Raw genomic sequence first — 14,652 nt, forward strand, 5'->3', positions numbered from 1 at the left:
CTTTCGGGCCGCCCTGTTACCCTGAACCCGATGGTTTCAACAGGTGGACAGTACTAAGATCATGGCAAACACAGCAGACAGCTCCCAAGATATCGCCCATTCCGCACCGGTTACCGGTCCGGTGCTGGGCAACGACGGACGCCCCCTAAAAGCCAGTCTCGCCAAAAGCCTGCGTCGTCAGAAATTACGCGCGCTTGGCCTGATTGCACCGCTGCTGATCTTTGTTCTTCTCACCTTTATCGCGCCGATTGCGGATATGTTGTTTCGCTCGGTTGAAAACAATATTGTCGGTGACGTTCTGCCCCGCACGGTAGTTGCCTTGCAGGACTGGGATGAAACCAGTGGAGAATTGCCAGACAATGCCACGTTCAAAGCGATGGCTCTAGATTTGAAAGAGGCGGTCGAGGACAAAAGCCACACGCGGCTCGGCTCACGTCTGAACTACGAACAATCTGGTATTTCCAGCCTGTTCCGCCAAACGGGCCGCAAGGTGAAGCGACTGGACGTGGAAGAAACGACGGATTTCGTCGCCGCGTTCGAGGATATGAACAAGAAATGGGTGGATGTCGAAAACTGGCAGACCATCAAAGCCTTCTCCGGACGGTTTACTGACGGTTATTTCCTTGCCGCAGCGGATCTGACCAAAGGGCCGGAGGGTATCGAGCGGGTGCCCGAGAACGAACAGATTTACTATACTCTGTTGCTGCGCACGCTGAAAATGTCGCTGATCATCACCTTCAGCTGTATTTTGCTTGGCTATCCGATTGCCTTCCTGCTGGCGACATTGCCACTGCGCACCTCCAACCTGCTGCTGATCCTCGTGCTGCTGCCATTCTGGACCTCGCTTCTGGTGCGCACCTCGGCGTGGAAGGTTCTGCTGCAACAACAGGGTGTGATCAATGACACGCTGGTCTGGCTCGGGCTGGTGGCGGATAACGCGCGGCTGGAACTGATCAACAACCAGACCGGCACCATAATCGCGATGACTCATATTCTGCTGCCCTTCATGATCCTGCCGCTGTTTTCCGTAATGAAAACCATTCCGCCATCCTATGTGCGGGCTGCGAAATCACTGGGCGCGAATGACTGGACAGCCTTCTGGCGGGTCTACTTCCCGCAGTCCGTTCCGGGTATCGGGGCGGGGTCCATCCTGTGCTTCATCCTGTCGATCGGGTATTATATCACGCCGGAAATCGTGGGCGGCACAAAAGGTGTCTTCATCTCCAACCGGATCGCTTACCACATTTCGTCCAGCCTGAACTGGGGCCTCGCGGCGGCTCTGGGGACGTTGCTGCTGGTGGTGGTGCTCGGGCTGTACTGGCTCTACGACAAGTTCGTAGGCATTGATAACGTGAAACTGGGGTAAGGTAATATGGCTCTTCCAATCTACGCATCACCGCTGCAACGGGCCTGGTACTATGGCTTCCGCACCATCTGCACGCTGATCTTCCTGTTCCTGATCGTGCCGATCCTTGTGATCCTGCCGCTCAGCTTTAATGCAGAGGATTTCTTTACCTTCACGCCGGAAATGCTGCGGTTTGATCCCGAAGGGTATTCGCTGAAACACTACCGTGATTTCTTCTCGAACTCCGATTGGCAGAATGCGGTTGTAAACTCGCTCCGGATCGCGCCGATGGCGACTTTCCTGTCGGTGTCCTTCGGCACACTGGCCGCGATCGGCCTGAGCCAGCCCCATGTGCCATTCCGCCGTGCAATTATGGCGATCCTGATTTCGCCAATGATCGTACCGTTGATCATCTCGGCTGCGGGTATGTACTTCTTCTACTCCCGTATTGGCCTTCAAGGCACATACTGGGGCGTTGTCATGGCCCATGCAGCCCTTGGCATTCCGTTCGTTATCATCACCGTGACGGCGACATTGGTGGGTTTTGACAACTCGCTCACACGGGCGGCGGCAAATATGGGGGCAGGGCCGGTCCGCACCTTCTTCCGTATCCAGATGCCGCTGATCCTGCCCGGTGTGATCTCAGGCGGCCTGTTTGCCTTTATCACTTCGTTTGATGAGGTGGTCGTGGTGCTGTTCGTCGGCTCTGCCGGTCAGAAAACCCTGCCGTGGCAGATGTTCACCGGTCTGCGTGAACAGATCAGCCCGACAATCCTTGCGGTGGCGACAATCCTGATCGCGATTTCCATTGCCTTGTTGACAGTGGTCGAACTGCTGCGCCGCCGCTCTGAACGGCTGCGGGGCATGTCACCGGGTTAAACCGGACCGCTGAGTTTGGAATTCAGGACGGGGCCGCTTTCGCAGGCCCCGTTTTTCTTTGCGCGGTCAAAGGGCGCGCAGGATAACCAGCCAGATCGAAACGCTGAACACCGCACCCGCTGTACCAAGCAGGATGGCACCGGCTGCGCTGCCTTTGGCGCGGTCATACATATTGGCGAAAACATAGCCATTTACGCCCGGTGCCATTGCAGCGGTCAGAACCACGACGCGGGTGATATCTGGATCAAGGTCAAAGACCTGCGTTGCCATGATCAGCGCAATCAGCGGATGAACCACCAGACGTAGGGTGAGTACGAAGGCTGTCTCTCCCACGTTCGCGGACAGCCCGTACCGAACCAGAACAGCCCCCAGTCCGAACAGCGCAGCGGGCAGGGCGGCGCGGGCCATCATCTCGGTTGCAGCCCAGAGCCCCTCTGGAAGCCACATGCCAGTCAGGTTCACAACAAAGCCGAGCGCGAGACCGATCATCAGCGCATTCTTGAACATGGCCTTGGCAACGATTTTGGCTGTCGTGGGCAGGCTGCGCCCGTCGGCGCGCACCAGTTCAATCGTGGTAATCCCTAGCAGATAACAAAACGGCGCATGGATCGCGACAATCGCGGTGATCGGGCCAAGCGCTTCGGTTCCGAAGGCCCGTTCGACAATTGGAAAGCCCAGCAGGACCGAATTGGCAAAGAGCGCACAAAAGCCCAGCACAACCGCCTCACCCGGACGGCGTTTGAAAATGTAGACAGCCCCGAGACACCCGAGTGTGAAACAACTGATGGAGCCTGCGTAAAAGCTGCCCAGAATGCGGAATTGAAAGACGGACGACAGGTCGAGTTTTGCAATCGCGCCGAAGAGCAGGCAAGGAATGGCAAAGTTCTGGGTGAACTTCATCAGTGCGTCAGCATAGTCATCCGGAAAGAGCTTGAAATACACAGCAGCGTATCCTGCGCCGACGACAAGAAACACCGGCAGGACAACTGTAAAGACTTCTATCATTTGATCTTCTTCTTCAGACAGAGAGCCTGATTTTCATGCCGTCAAAAGCCGGCGTAATGTGATCGGGGGTTTCCCCGCACAGGGTTTCATAATCCAGATCCACGTGCATATTGGTCAGCACCGCCTGTTTGGGCGCGGCCCGCTCGATCCAGTCGAGCGTTTGGGACAGGTGGGAATGGGTCGGATGGGGCTCACGGCGCAGGGCGTCCACGACCCAGCACTCCAGATCCGCTACCGCTTTCCAAGCGGTTTCGTTCATTGCAGAGACATCCGGCAGATAAGCCAGAATGTCATCAATGCGAAAGCCGTTTGCCTGAATCGGCCCGTGATCCACCAGAAACGGGGTGAAGGTGATCGCGCCGCCTTCGCCGTCAATGGTGACGGGGCCGGTCATGTCGTTCATTTCAAGGATCGGTTTGTAAAGCGTTCCTGGCACCTGTTCGAAAGTGTAACCAAAGCGCTGGCGCAGGGTGGTTTGCGTTGTCGCGTCGGCCCAGATCGGCAGACGCTTGCGCATGTTGAAAACGACCATACGCAAGTCGTCGATCCCGTGGGTGTGATCGGCGTGGTCGTGGGTATAGATCACCGCATCCAGCGCGCTGACTTCGGCATCCAGAAGCTGGCGGCGCAAATCCGGAGAGGTATCAATCAGAACCGTCGTCGTGCCGGCATCCGTGATACGCTCCACCAGCATGGAACAGCGCTGTCGAGCGTTTTTCGGATTGGCCGGATCACAATCTCCCCAGTTGCCGCCGATCCGCGGCACGCCACCTGATGATCCGCAGCCCAGAATGGTAAAGATGTACTCTGCCATCAGGCAGCTGCCTTATAGAGTGCCGCCTTGCCAAACAGCCGATCGAAATTGGCGGTGGTTTGTGCGGCAAACTCTGCGTAGTCGAGCCCGAAGATCTCGGCTCCGGTCCGAGCCGTATTGGCGGTGTAGGCCGGCTCGTTCCGCTTGCCACGATAAGGCGTAGGCGCAAGATACGGAGCATCGGTTTCAACCAGCACCCGGTCGAGCGGCACAGCGGCGAAAATATCCCGCAATTCCTGACTTTTCTTGAAGGTCGCGATGCCGCTCATCGACAGGTAAAACCCCAGATCAAGGGCGGCTTTGGCCAGTTCCATACCGGAAGAAAAGCAGTGCATCACGCAGCTGTAGGCGCCGTTGCGGTATTCTTCGGTCAGGATGCGGGCCATATCGTCATCCGCTGCGCGGGCATGGATGATCAGGGGCAGTCCGGTTTCCCGCGCCGCAGCAATATGGTTGCGCAGGCTGTCTTTCTGAATCTGTGCCGTATCCGCCGTATAATGATAATCCAGTCCGGTTTCCCCGATCCCGACCATTTTGGGGTGGCGGGTCAGTTCAATCAGACGTTCTGTCGGGACGAGATCGTAATCTGCCGCGCTCATCGGGTGGATACCGGCGGCATAAAACACAGAGTCATAGGCTTCGGCAATCCCGCGTACGGTTGGTTCGTTCTCCAGCTTGGTGCAGATCGTGACCATTCGTGTTACACCTGCATCATGGGCGCGTTTGATAATTTCGTCTCGTTCGCCGTCGAAATCCGGAAAATCCAGATGGCAATGGCTGTCTACAATCTGTGGTGTCATGTGATCTGCCTACTGGCGCGCGATCAAAGGCGCGCCGCTTCGTCAAGTTTTAGCAACATATCAAGGATCACGCCGGAGGGGTCAAGGTTAACCGCACGGGCATGACCGACACGGGCCGATAACTCTTGTGCAAGATTGGCCCATTTGCGGGCAGCAGCGCTGTTTGGGGCCAGTTTGGCCAGCATCCGTGCCTCATGAGGAGCGGCTTCAGTCCAGACGGCCGGTTGCAGGGCGCCATACCGCGCCAGTCTGGTCAAGAGAAGGTCGATCAGCAGAACAGTGATGTCGTAGTTTTCCGCATTGGCAGCACCTCCGCATTTCTCGGCAATGGCTGTAGCCTGACCACGATCAAGTCCGGGTGCCTGTTCCATGAGGGCCACTAGTGCACTGTATCGTTGTGCACCGTCCCCGTGGGCCAGCCGCAGTGCCGCGCCAACAGACCCGCCGGAAAGTTCGGCAAGCGCCGGATCGCTGCCAATTTCCAGACCAGCGGCCATCAGAGCGTCGGACTGATCTTGGGGCGAAAGGGCCGTGCAGCGCAGGTCGCGGCAGCGGGACCGGATTGTGGGCAACAGGCGGGCGGGCTGGTGGCTAACCAGCAGCAGAACTGTCTTTTCGGGTGGTTCTTCTAGGATTTTAAGAAGTGCATTGGCAGCGCTGACATTCATCAGGTCAATGTCGTCCACAATCGCCACGCGCCAGCCGCCATCCGCCGCGGAGAGCGCGAAGAAGCTTTTAAGCTTGCGCACCTCATCGACGGTAATCTCTTTCTTCAAACGCGGTGGCTTGGCCTTGTCGTCCCAAGGGCGGCGGCACAAAAACAGGCGCGGCTCGCCCAAGGACATGGCACGGCGCACGGCCGGATGGTTCGGGTCCGCATCAAGACTTTCGGGTGGAGGAGGGGCGCCGAACATGCCGCCGTCATCTTCCGGCTGGGCCAGCAGGAATTTTGCAATCCGCCATGCCAGCGTTGCCTTACCTACGCCGCGCGGTCCGGTCAGCATCCACGCATGGTGCATCCGCCCGCCGTTATAGGCCGAAAGGAAAGCTGCCTCGGCCTGAGCCTGTCCAACCAGAATACCGGTCTCCCGCGGGTGAGGGGCACCCTCGGCGCGATCCGGTTCGGGGATTTCCTCGGCCGTTATGACAGCCATTGTTCAACCACGGTCTGGATTTCACCGGATACGGATGCGGGGGACTGGTTCCCGTCAATCACATGGCAGCGGTCGGGAAACTGTTTCGCAAGCCCGAGAAACCCTTCACGCAGCTTCTCCTGAAATCCAAGGCCCATATCTTCAAAACGGTCCTCACCGGAATGCCGCGCCAGTCCGCGCCCGAGCGCGATTTCAGGGTCCATATCGATGATGAAAGTCAGGTCGGGTTCCTTTGCAATCATCAGATCGTGGAGGCGGTCCACTGTCGTGCGCAATTCCGCCCGCGCCGCACCCTGATAAACGCGGGTGCTGTCCGCGAACCTGTCGCAGATCACCACTTGATCTGCTTCAAGGGCTGGACGGATGGTGCGCTCCAGATGATCGCGGCGGGCAGCCGTGAACAGCAGGATTTCGGTTTCGGGGGACCAGCGGTTCGGGTCTCCTTCCACCAGAAGGCGGCGGATATCTTCGGCCCCTTCGGAACCGCCCGGCTCGCGGGTGTGTAGCACATCCTGGCCGTAATCCCGCAACAAAGTTGCCAGAAGGCGCGACTGGGTGGTTTTGCCGGACCCGTCAATGCCTTCAAATGTAATAAAAAATCCGCCCTTCACTTACCGCAAAGCCCCTTGGAGCTTTTGAGCGGAAACTTTCAGACGTTTCATCAATCCGGCATATTGCACGTCGCTGGAGGCATAAACAGGGTACCTTTGGGACGGAAGGTCCGGAATTTCGATATTCAACACGCCCAATTCAGTTCCTTTGGCAATCGGCGCCTGAATAGGCCCCTCGTATGTGACGCTCATTTTGATTTCGTCACGGGAGGAATAGGGGATCAATGCGGAAATGTCATCTGCAACTTCCAGCCCGACAGTCGTCTCTGCGCCCAACCAGACTTCTGCTTGGGCGACGTTCTTTCCCGCTTTGAGAAGGGTCTCCTGTGTAAATTGCCGGAAGGCCCAGTTCATCAGACGCTCGGCCTCGCGGGCGCGTTCATCTGCAGTGTTCAGCCCCGAGATCATCAGGATCACGCGACGGTCGTCCTGACGGGCGGTGCCGACAAGCCCGTAACCTGCCTCTTCGGTATGGCCTGTCTTCAAGCCGTCCGCTCCGATACCCTTGTCCAGCAGCGGATTGCGGTTCTTTTGGGTGATATTGGCCCAAGTGAAGGACTCTTCGGCAAAATAGCCGTAATATTCCGGAAATTGGGTCATCAGGCGATTGGCCAGCGTGACCAGATCCCGCGCGCTCATCCGGTGGTTGGGATCGGGCCAGCCCGTCGCATTGGCAAAGGTGCTTTCGTTCATTCCGAGTTTTCGTGCACGCGCGGTCATGATCCGTGCAAAATCCGCTTCGGAGCCCGCGAGATTTTCAGCAACCACGATACAGGCATCATTGCCGGATTGCACAATGATACCGCGGATCAGGTTCTCGACGGTAATCCGGTCGCCCTGTTTGACGAACATCTTGGAGCCGCCCTTTTGGGACGCTTTTTGCGACACGGTAAATTCGGTATCGAGATTCACGCGCCCGTCCTGCAAGGCCTCGAACAGCATGTTGAGTGTCATCAGTTTGGACATGGAAGCCGGTGGGATCGGGATATCCGCTTCTTTTGCCAAAAGCACAGTGCCGCTGGCCTGGTCCAGCACCAGTGCCGAACTTGCAATTGTGTCAAAGGCCGAGACGGGCAGGGTGGTGGCCAGCCAGATAGCTGCCGCGCGTAGTAGGAATTTAGGTCGCATGCCGCGCTCCGTTGGAACGAAACAGATGGGAAGCCCCATCCCTGTAGTCAGGGAACGGGGATCAGTACTGTTCGGGGTTACATTGTCTTATCGCTTAACGCTGCCATCCATTCCGGAAGACGTCAACCTGACACCATGTAGGCATCGGCGAACCCTTGCCCTTTTACCATGTTGAGCAGCTGGCGCTGTTCACTGGCAGAGCTTGCCGGACCGGCGAGAACCCGCCAGAAGGCCTTGCCATTGGTGGTGGACTTAACGATCTTCGCCGGAACGCCATTCTTTTTCAGACGGTCCACATTGGCCTTGGCATTCGACTCGACGCTGAAAAATCCGATTTGTGCGTATTTTGCACCCTTTACAGAATTCGGGGCGGCGGCCGGTTTGGCTGCTGGTTTCGGCTTGGTTTCTGCCGCTTGAACGGATGCACGGGCCTTGGCTGCAAGATCATCCTCAGCTGGCGCATCCAGCGCTACAGCTGTGACGTTCTCTGTAACGTTGCTTTCAACGTCCGCATCCATTTCTGCATTTTCGTCGATGGTTTCCTTGCGCAATGCAGTGACGCGCAGCTTGGTCGGAGAACCTGCCTGAACACCAAGGGCAGCAGCTGCCTCGGAAGACAGTTGCAGGTTCGGGCCCGGATTGTCCCGTTCCCGGCGGAACAGGGCGCCAACGACAAATTTACCATTGCTTTCGTTGCGAATGATGACCCGTTCGGGCTGTTTGCTGTCAGGGTGTGCGATCCAGACACCACCAAGTGAAGGGCGGCCATCCCACAAGGCGTTTTCGTTCTTTTCGAAGACTTCTGGGGCTTCAACGTCGCGTTCGACCAGTTTAATCGGTTTGCCCGAACCCGGTGTGACCTCTGCTAAGGCTTCGGTTGCTTCCGCGTCTTTCTTGCCAAACCCGAGGTTCATTCCCTCAAATCCGCCATCCTCACAGCCTGCAAGGGCTACGCCTGCCAGCAGTGCGAAAACCAGTTTGCTTTTGGATGAAGAAAAATTACCGTTGCTCATGTTGCCTGTCCAGATCATCTTGCCTGTCTCCTTGGTCGCGGAATCTGCTTCACCGATCTGGCGCCGGTTCAAAGTCAAACACCGCGTTAATGTTCCGCCTCATCCCGCTGTGTCGCGGGTTTTGATCATACCCTAACCATAAAGCACTTTGTTATGGAAGCCTGTTAATCCCCGGACGCCCAGAAACCAGCAGCCTGTTGCCGAGAAAAAAATGGGCTTGCAGTTTGGCGCGCGCGCAATTACGAAACCCAAGCACGCGACATGCAGGCACCCGAAAAGCGGAGAGGTGGCAGAGTGGTCGAATGCGGCGGTCTTGAAAACCGTTGAGGTGAGAGCCTCCCAGGGTTCGAATCCCTGTCTCTCCGCCAGCCTGACAATGGTGTATCTTTCACAAAATAACCTATAGTTGTGCAAAATTCCCGCAGGGGTTGAATCGCCCAAACTCGCACTTTTCGGGCCGATTTTGACAGAAAATTGAGCGAAATTTACCGAAAATTGCTGTTTCTAGAAGTTGAGATTTTAGGACGCTGCCCGATTTCCGTCCTTTTTTGGCCCAAATTGGAACTTACCAAAACCCTACGACAAGAAAGAAAAACGACACCGCATACCGAATCCCAAGGACAGTTTATGTTTGCCAATCCTTCCAATAGGCCTTTCTACTCCTATGTGCTTACACAATCCGCCCTTGTTCTGATCGTTCTTGCAGCCTCTTACCTGCTGACGTTTCTTGCTTACGAACATTTCGGCCTGCAAATCGACCGGCTTTTGCTGTCTTTCGGGCTTGTCCTTGTGACCCAATTGCCTGTGGCAGCGATGTACGCCCGCAGCGAAGGTCAGGAGGTTGACGGGAACCGGGGTTGGGCGCTTGCCTTTATTTTTGTTGCGGTCACTTTTGCCGGAGAGGCTGCCTTGCAACTGGCCAGCGGGCACCTTCTGGATACTTGGGAACAGTTCAACGGCTTGGCGGCATCAGCCCGATTTGACACATTGGTAACCGCCGTCTGCGGCCTGTTGGCTGCGGTTCTGCTCTTCGTTACTTTTTCAAAGATTGTCTTCCGGCTGGCTGTCGCATGCCATTTGCGCCAGTATGCAAAAATTGCCACTCTTGCTGAAGAAACAGCTGAAGAAATTGCTGACTCTGCCGGAACGGAGGACCGTGCGCGCAACCTTCACCGCCCCAAAGTCTCACAGGATTTTTCCGAATTCTTCCGGCGTGAACTGATTGGCGCGAATATCGGAATTTTCGGGTTGTCTCTGGTGGTCTTCGGGCCGGAGTTTATGACTATTCTGAAGCTTAGTATTCCGGCGTCGCTGGTGTTTTCGGTTATCTGCGTGGCAAACCGTCTGGCGCGGTCTGAAACCCGTACGTCACTTTCGGCCCGTAGTTTGCACATTTCCTTACAGATGCTGCCACTGACCGTGACTTGCCTGATCCTGTTGGCACTGGGCGAGCTTTACAGAGATTATACCGCTACTCTGGCTGTGAACGCTACGCCCTACGAATTTGCCAGCGCTGCGGCCAGCGGTCTGGCTCATAACTCCAACGTTCTGTGGAGCGTCATCGTTGATCTTGGCATGATTTTTGCCTTGTCGATTGCTGCCAACACCTTGTTGCTGGTCCTGTTTACAAAACTGATCCGCCCCGTGGTGCGCCGCGCAATTCCGGCGGCTGTCACTGCGCGTGTAGATACGCCTCGCACCACTCCTGAAAGCCGTCTGGCACAGATGCCAGTGGCTCCGGATACTGTCGGATTTGTTAAGGGCCGCGATGTTGCAGCAACCTTGAAACATCGTGAGACCTCTACAAAACGTCCCAAACTTCTGTTGCAGCTCAATCAGGAATCCGCTGCCTGACGCAGGGTCGAGCCTGTAATGCAGAGGTTGCGGGTACAGCCGGTCTCCTGCGGCAGAATAGCCCCAAGCGTTTTTTGTCTCTAGCCCCGCACCGGTGGAATGCTAGGTTCGGTTTAAGGTTAGCCGATCAGGGGAAAGGATATTCTGATGAAGTCAAACCGTATCTGGGGTGTTGCCACCACCGCAAGCATCCTCCTTAGCTTGGGCGGGATTGCAGTAGCCGAAGAAACAACCGCAACGACGCAGACTGGAACAGCGACCGTCGCCGCAGAGTCCGAAGTCGCGAAAGTGGTGATTGATGGTGACGCGAAAAAGGGCAAGCGGGTTTTTAACAAGTGTAAAGCTTGTCACAAGCTTGAGGCCGGTAAGAACGGCGTCGGACCCTCACTGGCTGGATTGTTCGGCCGCCCGGCGGCAGAAGTGGAAGGGTTCCGGTACTCGGATGCGATGATCAATTCGGGGATCGTCTGGACACCTGAAACCCTGACGCAATATCTTCACAAACCGAAGGATTTCGTGCCCGGAACCAAAATGACCTTTGCCGGTTTGAAAAAGGACAAGGACATTAACGATTTGCTCGCCTATCTGGCAGAGGAATTGTAGGACTGAACGTCAGGCACCGTGATGTATCGCTTATGATCTGAAACAAAACAGCCGCCGGAAGAATATCCGGCGGCTGTTTTGTAGTTGGAAAGAGGCAAAGCATTGCCTCTGCGCACATATAGGAACGTGCGATTAGCCGTTGTTTGGCGTGCTTGCCGCAGGTTTGGCCGCAGCAGCGCTACCAGCGTTAAGCGGATCTTCCTGACGCTGTACGGACCCTTCGAAGTGGGCGCCGCTCTCGATGGCGATTGTCTTGTGGATGATGTCACCCTCAACCCGTGCGGATGAAGTCAGACGTACTTTCAAACCGCGTACACGTCCGATCACACGACCGTTGACAACGACATCGTCAGCCATGATCTCACCTTCAACGGTGGCGCCTTCGCCAACAGTCAGCAGATGGGCGCGGATGTCGCCTTTGATCTTGCCTTCGATCTGAATGTCGCCAGTCGTTTGCAGGTTGCCTGTGATCGTCAGATCGGAAGACAGGGACGAGGCCGGAGGTTTGGCCTTTGGCGGCGTAGAAGGTGCAGAAGCCGGTGTTGGCGGCGTTGCTGGCTTGGAAGGGGGCGAGGCAGGGGCCGCACCGGAGGGTTTGTTCGCTTCTGCCGAGGGGGCCGGCTTGTTGGTCTCACTGATTTTGCTTTTAGAAAACATTTCTAGCTGCCTTCATATATTTAGAGGGGTTAACTGCAGTACCATTTATGCGCACCTCATAGTGAAGATGCACGCCGGTGGACCGGCCCGTGTTGCCCATATCACCAATTCGCTCTCCGCGCGAGACCCTTTGACCGGACTTCACGCGAATTTTGCTCATGTGGGCGTAATAAGTTTCAAAACCACGCACGTGGCGGATTTTGACGAGCTTTCCATAACCGCTCTGGCGGCCTGCAAAGGTAACGACCCCGTCACCGGTGGCCAGGATCGCCGTCCCGCGTGCGCCGGCCAGATCATTGCCCTTGTGCATTCGGCGCCCGCCGGTTTTCGGGTCGCGACGATAGCCGAACCCCGAGGTGTTGCGATAGCCGCCATCAACCGGAAACGAGAGAGGCAGCTTGGAAACAGCCATTTTAGCCAGACCGACGCGATCCATTTTATCCAGAATATCGACCGCGTCGCGGCTCAGCTGGTTTGCAGCATCCCCTTTGGTGGAAATGGAAAGCGCTGTCAGTGGTCCGCCGGTGCCCGAATGGGTGCGACGCATTTCGTCAAGAATACTGTCGGTGTTGATTCCGGCATTGCTGAGCGCCTGCTGGAGCGGGCCAAGCGTAACATCGACGGCCTGTTCTAGGCGGGCAAAGATCCGTGCGGTTTGCTGTTCCTTCAACTGTTGGGCCAGCGACATTTCGGACATCTGCGTGTAAAGTTCTTCAGCCGTGGTTTCCAGTTGGTCCCGTTGCTGAACCGTAGCTTCAAGCGCCCGGGCCATTGTTGTCAGTGTTTCTTCGGTGTCGTTTGCGCTGCCCAGCTTGGTGCTGAGACTTCCGGTAACGGCCTGCATTTCGGCCATCACACTATCGGATTGCTTTTGCGCCTCATCCCGTTCCTTGATGGCCACCTGCAGTTTTTTCTGCATGATTTTCAGGCCAGTCGCCAGTTCACGGCGTTCTTCTTCGGCCTGAAGCAATTCGCTCTGTTGTTGGGAAATCTGTTCCAGTGCGATGTAAAAACGGTCCTGCGCAGTCTGGGCTTCCAATGCGCGGGTGTCACGTTCCTTGCTCAGTTCGTTCAGACGTGCCTCGTAGGCGCGCTGCATCACCTGCGCCTGCGTTTTGTCGGATCGTGCACTGATCCGGTCGATCATCAGCGTAGATGTCGCAATAACGGTCCAGCAGACGGTTACCGTAATAACCGCGCCGACCGCTGTCTGGAACAGAGGGGTCGCCCGAAAGTAACGGGTGGTGCGCTCTGTGCGCATGTAAATACGTTGCTCGGGCACATGGCGTGCAAGCAGCGCGTTCAGTTTTGCAAACGGTCCGTTCATCATTTTCCCTTAGCCTCTGTATTCTGGCACCCTTTGTCGGGACCGTTGCTCGGCTTGTTTCAGAACACCCCAGTGGTTTACAAAACCCTTTGGAAACAGGCAAGATTTTCTTGCCCGCTCCGCAGGTTTCCGCCAATCGGGGTGTTATTCACCTGCCATGGGCCAGTAGAAATCCAGCGGCAGTCCGGCCTCGGCGCGTTTTTCGTCGTTGAACGGCGGCTTCAACCCGCCCGGAAAATAACGCTGCACGAGGCGGTGAAATTCGTCCTTCGGGTCGATGTCGTGACGCCCGCACAAGAAGTGGAACCACTTGGAGCCATAGGCCACATGGCCGACTTCCTCGGCATAGATAACTTCCAGTGCACTGACGGTTTCGGCATCCTTGGCGGATTTAAACTGCTGGATCATGCCCGGGGTAACGTCCAGTCCGCGGGCTTCCAGCACCATCGGCACAATGGCCAGCCGTCCCATAAAGTCTTCTGCGGTTTCCTGCGCGGCGCGCCACATGCCCGCATGGGCCGCGAAGGCGCCGTAATAACTGCCCAATGCTTCAAGACGGTCACACAACAGGTTGAAATGCTTGCTTTCTTCATCTGCGGCTTTCACCCAGTCGTCATAATATCCCGATGGCATTCTGACATGGGCAAACCGCGCGATGATGTCCCAGTGCAAATCCACCGCATTAAGTTCGATATGGGCGATCGCATGGATCAAGGTATTGCGGCCCTCAACCGTGCCGAGCCTGCGGCGGGGAACTTTGTTTGGCGGTAGCAATTCGGGCGCGTCGGGCCGGGCGGGAAAATCCGGTGGCTGGCTGTTGCCGATTTCCAGCGGGGTGCCGGCCTCTTTCATGGAAAACCACAAGGCAGCGGCGGCATGGCTTTTGGCTGTTTTCTCACGCCCGTCAGCCGTATTCAGGACCGAGCAGGCCAGTTCTGTCAGGGTCGGCTGGCTCATAGGGCTTTTACCGCGTCCAGAACCGCGTCCACATGGCCGGGAACCTTCACCTTGCGCCAGATTTCACGGATTACACCGTGCCCATCGATCAGGAAGGTGGCACGTTCGATTCCCATGAACTTCTTGCCGTACATGTTTTTTTCGACCCAGACGCCCATATCTTCGCACAACGTTCCGGATTCGTCGGAAACCAGCGTGACGCCGAGGTTGTGTTTGGCTACGAATTTGTCATGGCTGGCGACGCTGTCCTTGGAAACCCCAATGATCACGGCGCCGGCGGCTTCGAATTCTGCGGCTTTCTCGCTAAAGCCGATGCTTTCCTTGGTGCAACCCGGTGTGTTGTCTCGTGGATAAAAATATAGAACCACAGTGCGTCCGGCATAATCCGAAAGGGACACGGTTCCGCCTCCGTCCCGTGGCAGTGTGAACATAGGCGCTTTTTCACCGATTTCAGGCATTTGTATCCCCCGTTCGCAAAAACTTGTTAAACTGGCGCTGGTATCAG

The 14,652-nt window shown here is 56.5% G+C and carries 14 protein-coding genes, 1 tRNA gene and 1 pseudogene; 5 read left to right on the forward strand and 11 right to left on the reverse strand.

What is annotated here, in order from left to right:
* Window positions 1-61 precede the first annotated feature (61 nt).
* Both C0U40_RS15315 and C0U40_RS15320 read left to right on the forward strand, forming a co-directional pair.
* Window positions 62-1,366: an ABC transporter permease gene (locus tag C0U40_RS15315; RefSeq protein WP_101656689.1), complete on the forward strand. Its 1,305-nt coding sequence runs from the start codon at window positions 62-64 to the stop codon at window positions 1,364-1,366.
* 36 nt (window positions 1,367-1,402) lie between these two features.
* A pseudogene (locus C0U40_RS15320) lies at window positions 1,403-2,224 on the forward strand (ABC transporter permease); the annotation flags it as partial.
* Between the two features lie 66 nt (window positions 2,225-2,290).
* Here C0U40_RS15320 and C0U40_RS15325 read toward each other — a convergent pair.
* The 7 genes from C0U40_RS15325 to C0U40_RS15355 all read right to left on the reverse strand — a co-directional run bounded on the left by C0U40_RS15325 (window position 2,291) and on the right by C0U40_RS15355 (window position 8,767).
* On the reverse strand, window positions 2,291-3,229 hold the full coding sequence (locus C0U40_RS15325; protein ID WP_101656690.1) for an AEC family transporter: 939 nt from the start codon (window positions 3,227-3,229) through the stop codon (window positions 2,291-2,293).
* Between the two features lie 13 nt (window positions 3,230-3,242).
* Window positions 3,243-4,043: an MBL fold metallo-hydrolase gene (locus tag C0U40_RS15330; RefSeq protein WP_101656691.1), complete on the reverse strand. Its 801-nt coding sequence runs from the start codon at window positions 4,041-4,043 to the stop codon at window positions 3,243-3,245.
* A complete protein-coding gene (locus C0U40_RS15335) occupies window positions 4,043-4,843 on the reverse strand; it encodes a TatD family hydrolase (RefSeq protein WP_101656692.1) in 801 nt (266 codons plus the stop codon). The genes C0U40_RS15330 and C0U40_RS15335 overlap by 1 nt, the downstream gene beginning before the upstream one ends.
* A gap of 23 nt (window positions 4,844-4,866) precedes the next feature.
* Window positions 4,867-5,988, reverse strand: a complete 1,122-nt coding sequence (locus C0U40_RS15340; RefSeq protein WP_101656903.1) for a DNA polymerase III subunit delta' — start codon at window positions 5,986-5,988, stop codon at window positions 4,867-4,869.
* The gene (tmk, locus tag C0U40_RS15345) at window positions 5,985-6,608 is read right to left on the reverse strand and encodes a dTMP kinase (RefSeq protein ID WP_101656693.1); all 624 of its coding nucleotides are present in this window, start codon (window positions 6,606-6,608) and stop codon (window positions 5,985-5,987) included. Before tmk ends, C0U40_RS15340 begins: the two co-directional genes overlap by 4 nt.
* On the reverse strand, window positions 6,609-7,736 hold the full coding sequence (locus C0U40_RS15350; protein WP_101656694.1) for a D-alanyl-D-alanine carboxypeptidase family protein: 1,128 nt from the start codon (window positions 7,734-7,736) through the stop codon (window positions 6,609-6,611).
* A 122-nt stretch (window positions 7,737-7,858) separates the two neighbouring features.
* Entirely contained in the window at window positions 7,859-8,767 is a 909-nt protein-coding gene (locus C0U40_RS15355; protein ID WP_286135027.1) for an SPOR domain-containing protein, read from the reverse strand.
* Between the two features lie 262 nt (window positions 8,768-9,029).
* On the opposite strand from C0U40_RS15355, the gene C0U40_RS15360 reads away from it, so the two are divergent.
* The 3 genes from C0U40_RS15360 to C0U40_RS15370 all read left to right on the forward strand — a co-directional run bounded on the left by C0U40_RS15360 (window position 9,030) and on the right by C0U40_RS15370 (window position 11,206).
* Window positions 9,030-9,117 (forward strand) — tRNA-Ser (locus C0U40_RS15360).
* 259 nt (window positions 9,118-9,376) lie between these two features.
* The gene (locus C0U40_RS15365) at window positions 9,377-10,603 is read left to right on the forward strand and encodes a hypothetical protein (protein ID WP_101656695.1); all 1,227 of its coding nucleotides are present in this window, start codon (window positions 9,377-9,379) and stop codon (window positions 10,601-10,603) included.
* A 147-nt stretch (window positions 10,604-10,750) separates the two neighbouring features.
* On the forward strand, window positions 10,751-11,206 hold the full coding sequence (locus C0U40_RS15370) for a c-type cytochrome (protein ID WP_101656696.1): 456 nt from the start codon (window positions 10,751-10,753) through the stop codon (window positions 11,204-11,206).
* A 132-nt stretch (window positions 11,207-11,338) separates the two neighbouring features.
* Here C0U40_RS15370 and C0U40_RS15375 read toward each other — a convergent pair whose 3' ends face one another.
* The 4 genes from C0U40_RS15375 to bcp form a co-directional block, all read right to left on the reverse strand.
* Window positions 11,339-11,863, reverse strand: a complete 525-nt coding sequence (locus C0U40_RS15375) for a bactofilin family protein (RefSeq protein ID WP_101656697.1) — start codon at window positions 11,861-11,863, stop codon at window positions 11,339-11,341.
* Window positions 11,853-13,190: a DUF5930 domain-containing protein gene (locus C0U40_RS15380; protein WP_101656905.1), complete on the reverse strand. Its 1,338-nt coding sequence runs from the start codon at window positions 13,188-13,190 to the stop codon at window positions 11,853-11,855. The genes C0U40_RS15375 and C0U40_RS15380 overlap by 11 nt, the downstream gene beginning before the upstream one ends.
* 144 nt (window positions 13,191-13,334) lie before the next feature.
* Entirely contained in the window at window positions 13,335-14,147 is an 813-nt protein-coding gene (locus tag C0U40_RS15385) for a ferritin-like domain-containing protein (RefSeq protein WP_101656698.1), read from the reverse strand.
* Window positions 14,144-14,605: a thioredoxin-dependent thiol peroxidase gene (bcp, locus tag C0U40_RS15390; RefSeq protein ID WP_101656699.1), complete on the reverse strand. Its 462-nt coding sequence runs from the start codon at window positions 14,603-14,605 to the stop codon at window positions 14,144-14,146. The genes C0U40_RS15385 and bcp overlap by 4 nt, the downstream gene beginning before the upstream one ends.
* Window positions 14,606-14,652: the final 47 nt, after the last annotated feature.

Origin of the sequence: Neptunicoccus cionae (assembly GCF_002860325.1) — a bacterium.
Classification (GTDB): Bacteria; Pseudomonadota; Alphaproteobacteria; order Rhodobacterales; family Rhodobacteraceae; genus Amylibacter; species Amylibacter lutimaris.

Excerpts from the sequence above, each read along its gene's own strand:
- C0U40_RS15325 (WP_101656690.1), bottom strand. The coding sequence starts at position 3,229 with ATGATAGAAGTCTTTACAGTTGTCCTGCCGGTGTTTCTTGTCGTCGGC.
- C0U40_RS15380 (WP_101656905.1), bottom strand. The coding sequence starts at position 13,190 with ATGAACGGACCGTTTGCAAAACTGAACGCGCTGCTTGCACGCCATGTG.
- C0U40_RS15330 (WP_101656691.1), bottom strand. The coding sequence starts at position 4,043 with ATGGCAGAGTACATCTTTACCATTCTGGGCTGCGGATCATCAGGTGGC.
- C0U40_RS15370 (WP_101656696.1), top strand. The coding sequence starts at position 10,751 with ATGAAGTCAAACCGTATCTGGGGTGTTGCCACCACCGCAAGCATCCTC.
- C0U40_RS15315 (WP_101656689.1), top strand. The coding sequence starts at position 62 with ATGGCAAACACAGCAGACAGCTCCCAAGATATCGCCCATTCCGCACCG.
- C0U40_RS15350 (WP_101656694.1), bottom strand. The coding sequence starts at position 7,736 with ATGCGACCTAAATTCCTACTACGCGCGGCAGCTATCTGGCTGGCCACC.
- C0U40_RS15335 (WP_101656692.1), bottom strand. The coding sequence starts at position 4,843 with ATGACACCACAGATTGTAGACAGCCATTGCCATCTGGATTTTCCGGAT.
- C0U40_RS15385 (WP_101656698.1), bottom strand. The coding sequence starts at position 14,147 with ATGAGCCAGCCGACCCTGACAGAACTGGCCTGCTCGGTCCTGAATACG.
- C0U40_RS15375 (WP_101656697.1), bottom strand. The coding sequence starts at position 11,863 with ATGTTTTCTAAAAGCAAAATCAGTGAGACCAACAAGCCGGCCCCCTCG.
- bcp (WP_101656699.1), bottom strand. The coding sequence starts at position 14,605 with ATGCCTGAAATCGGTGAAAAAGCGCCTATGTTCACACTGCCACGGGAC.
- C0U40_RS15355 (WP_286135027.1), bottom strand. The coding sequence starts at position 8,767 with ATGATCTGGACAGGCAACATGAGCAACGGTAATTTTTCTTCATCCAAA.
- C0U40_RS15365 (WP_101656695.1), top strand. The coding sequence starts at position 9,377 with ATGTTTGCCAATCCTTCCAATAGGCCTTTCTACTCCTATGTGCTTACA.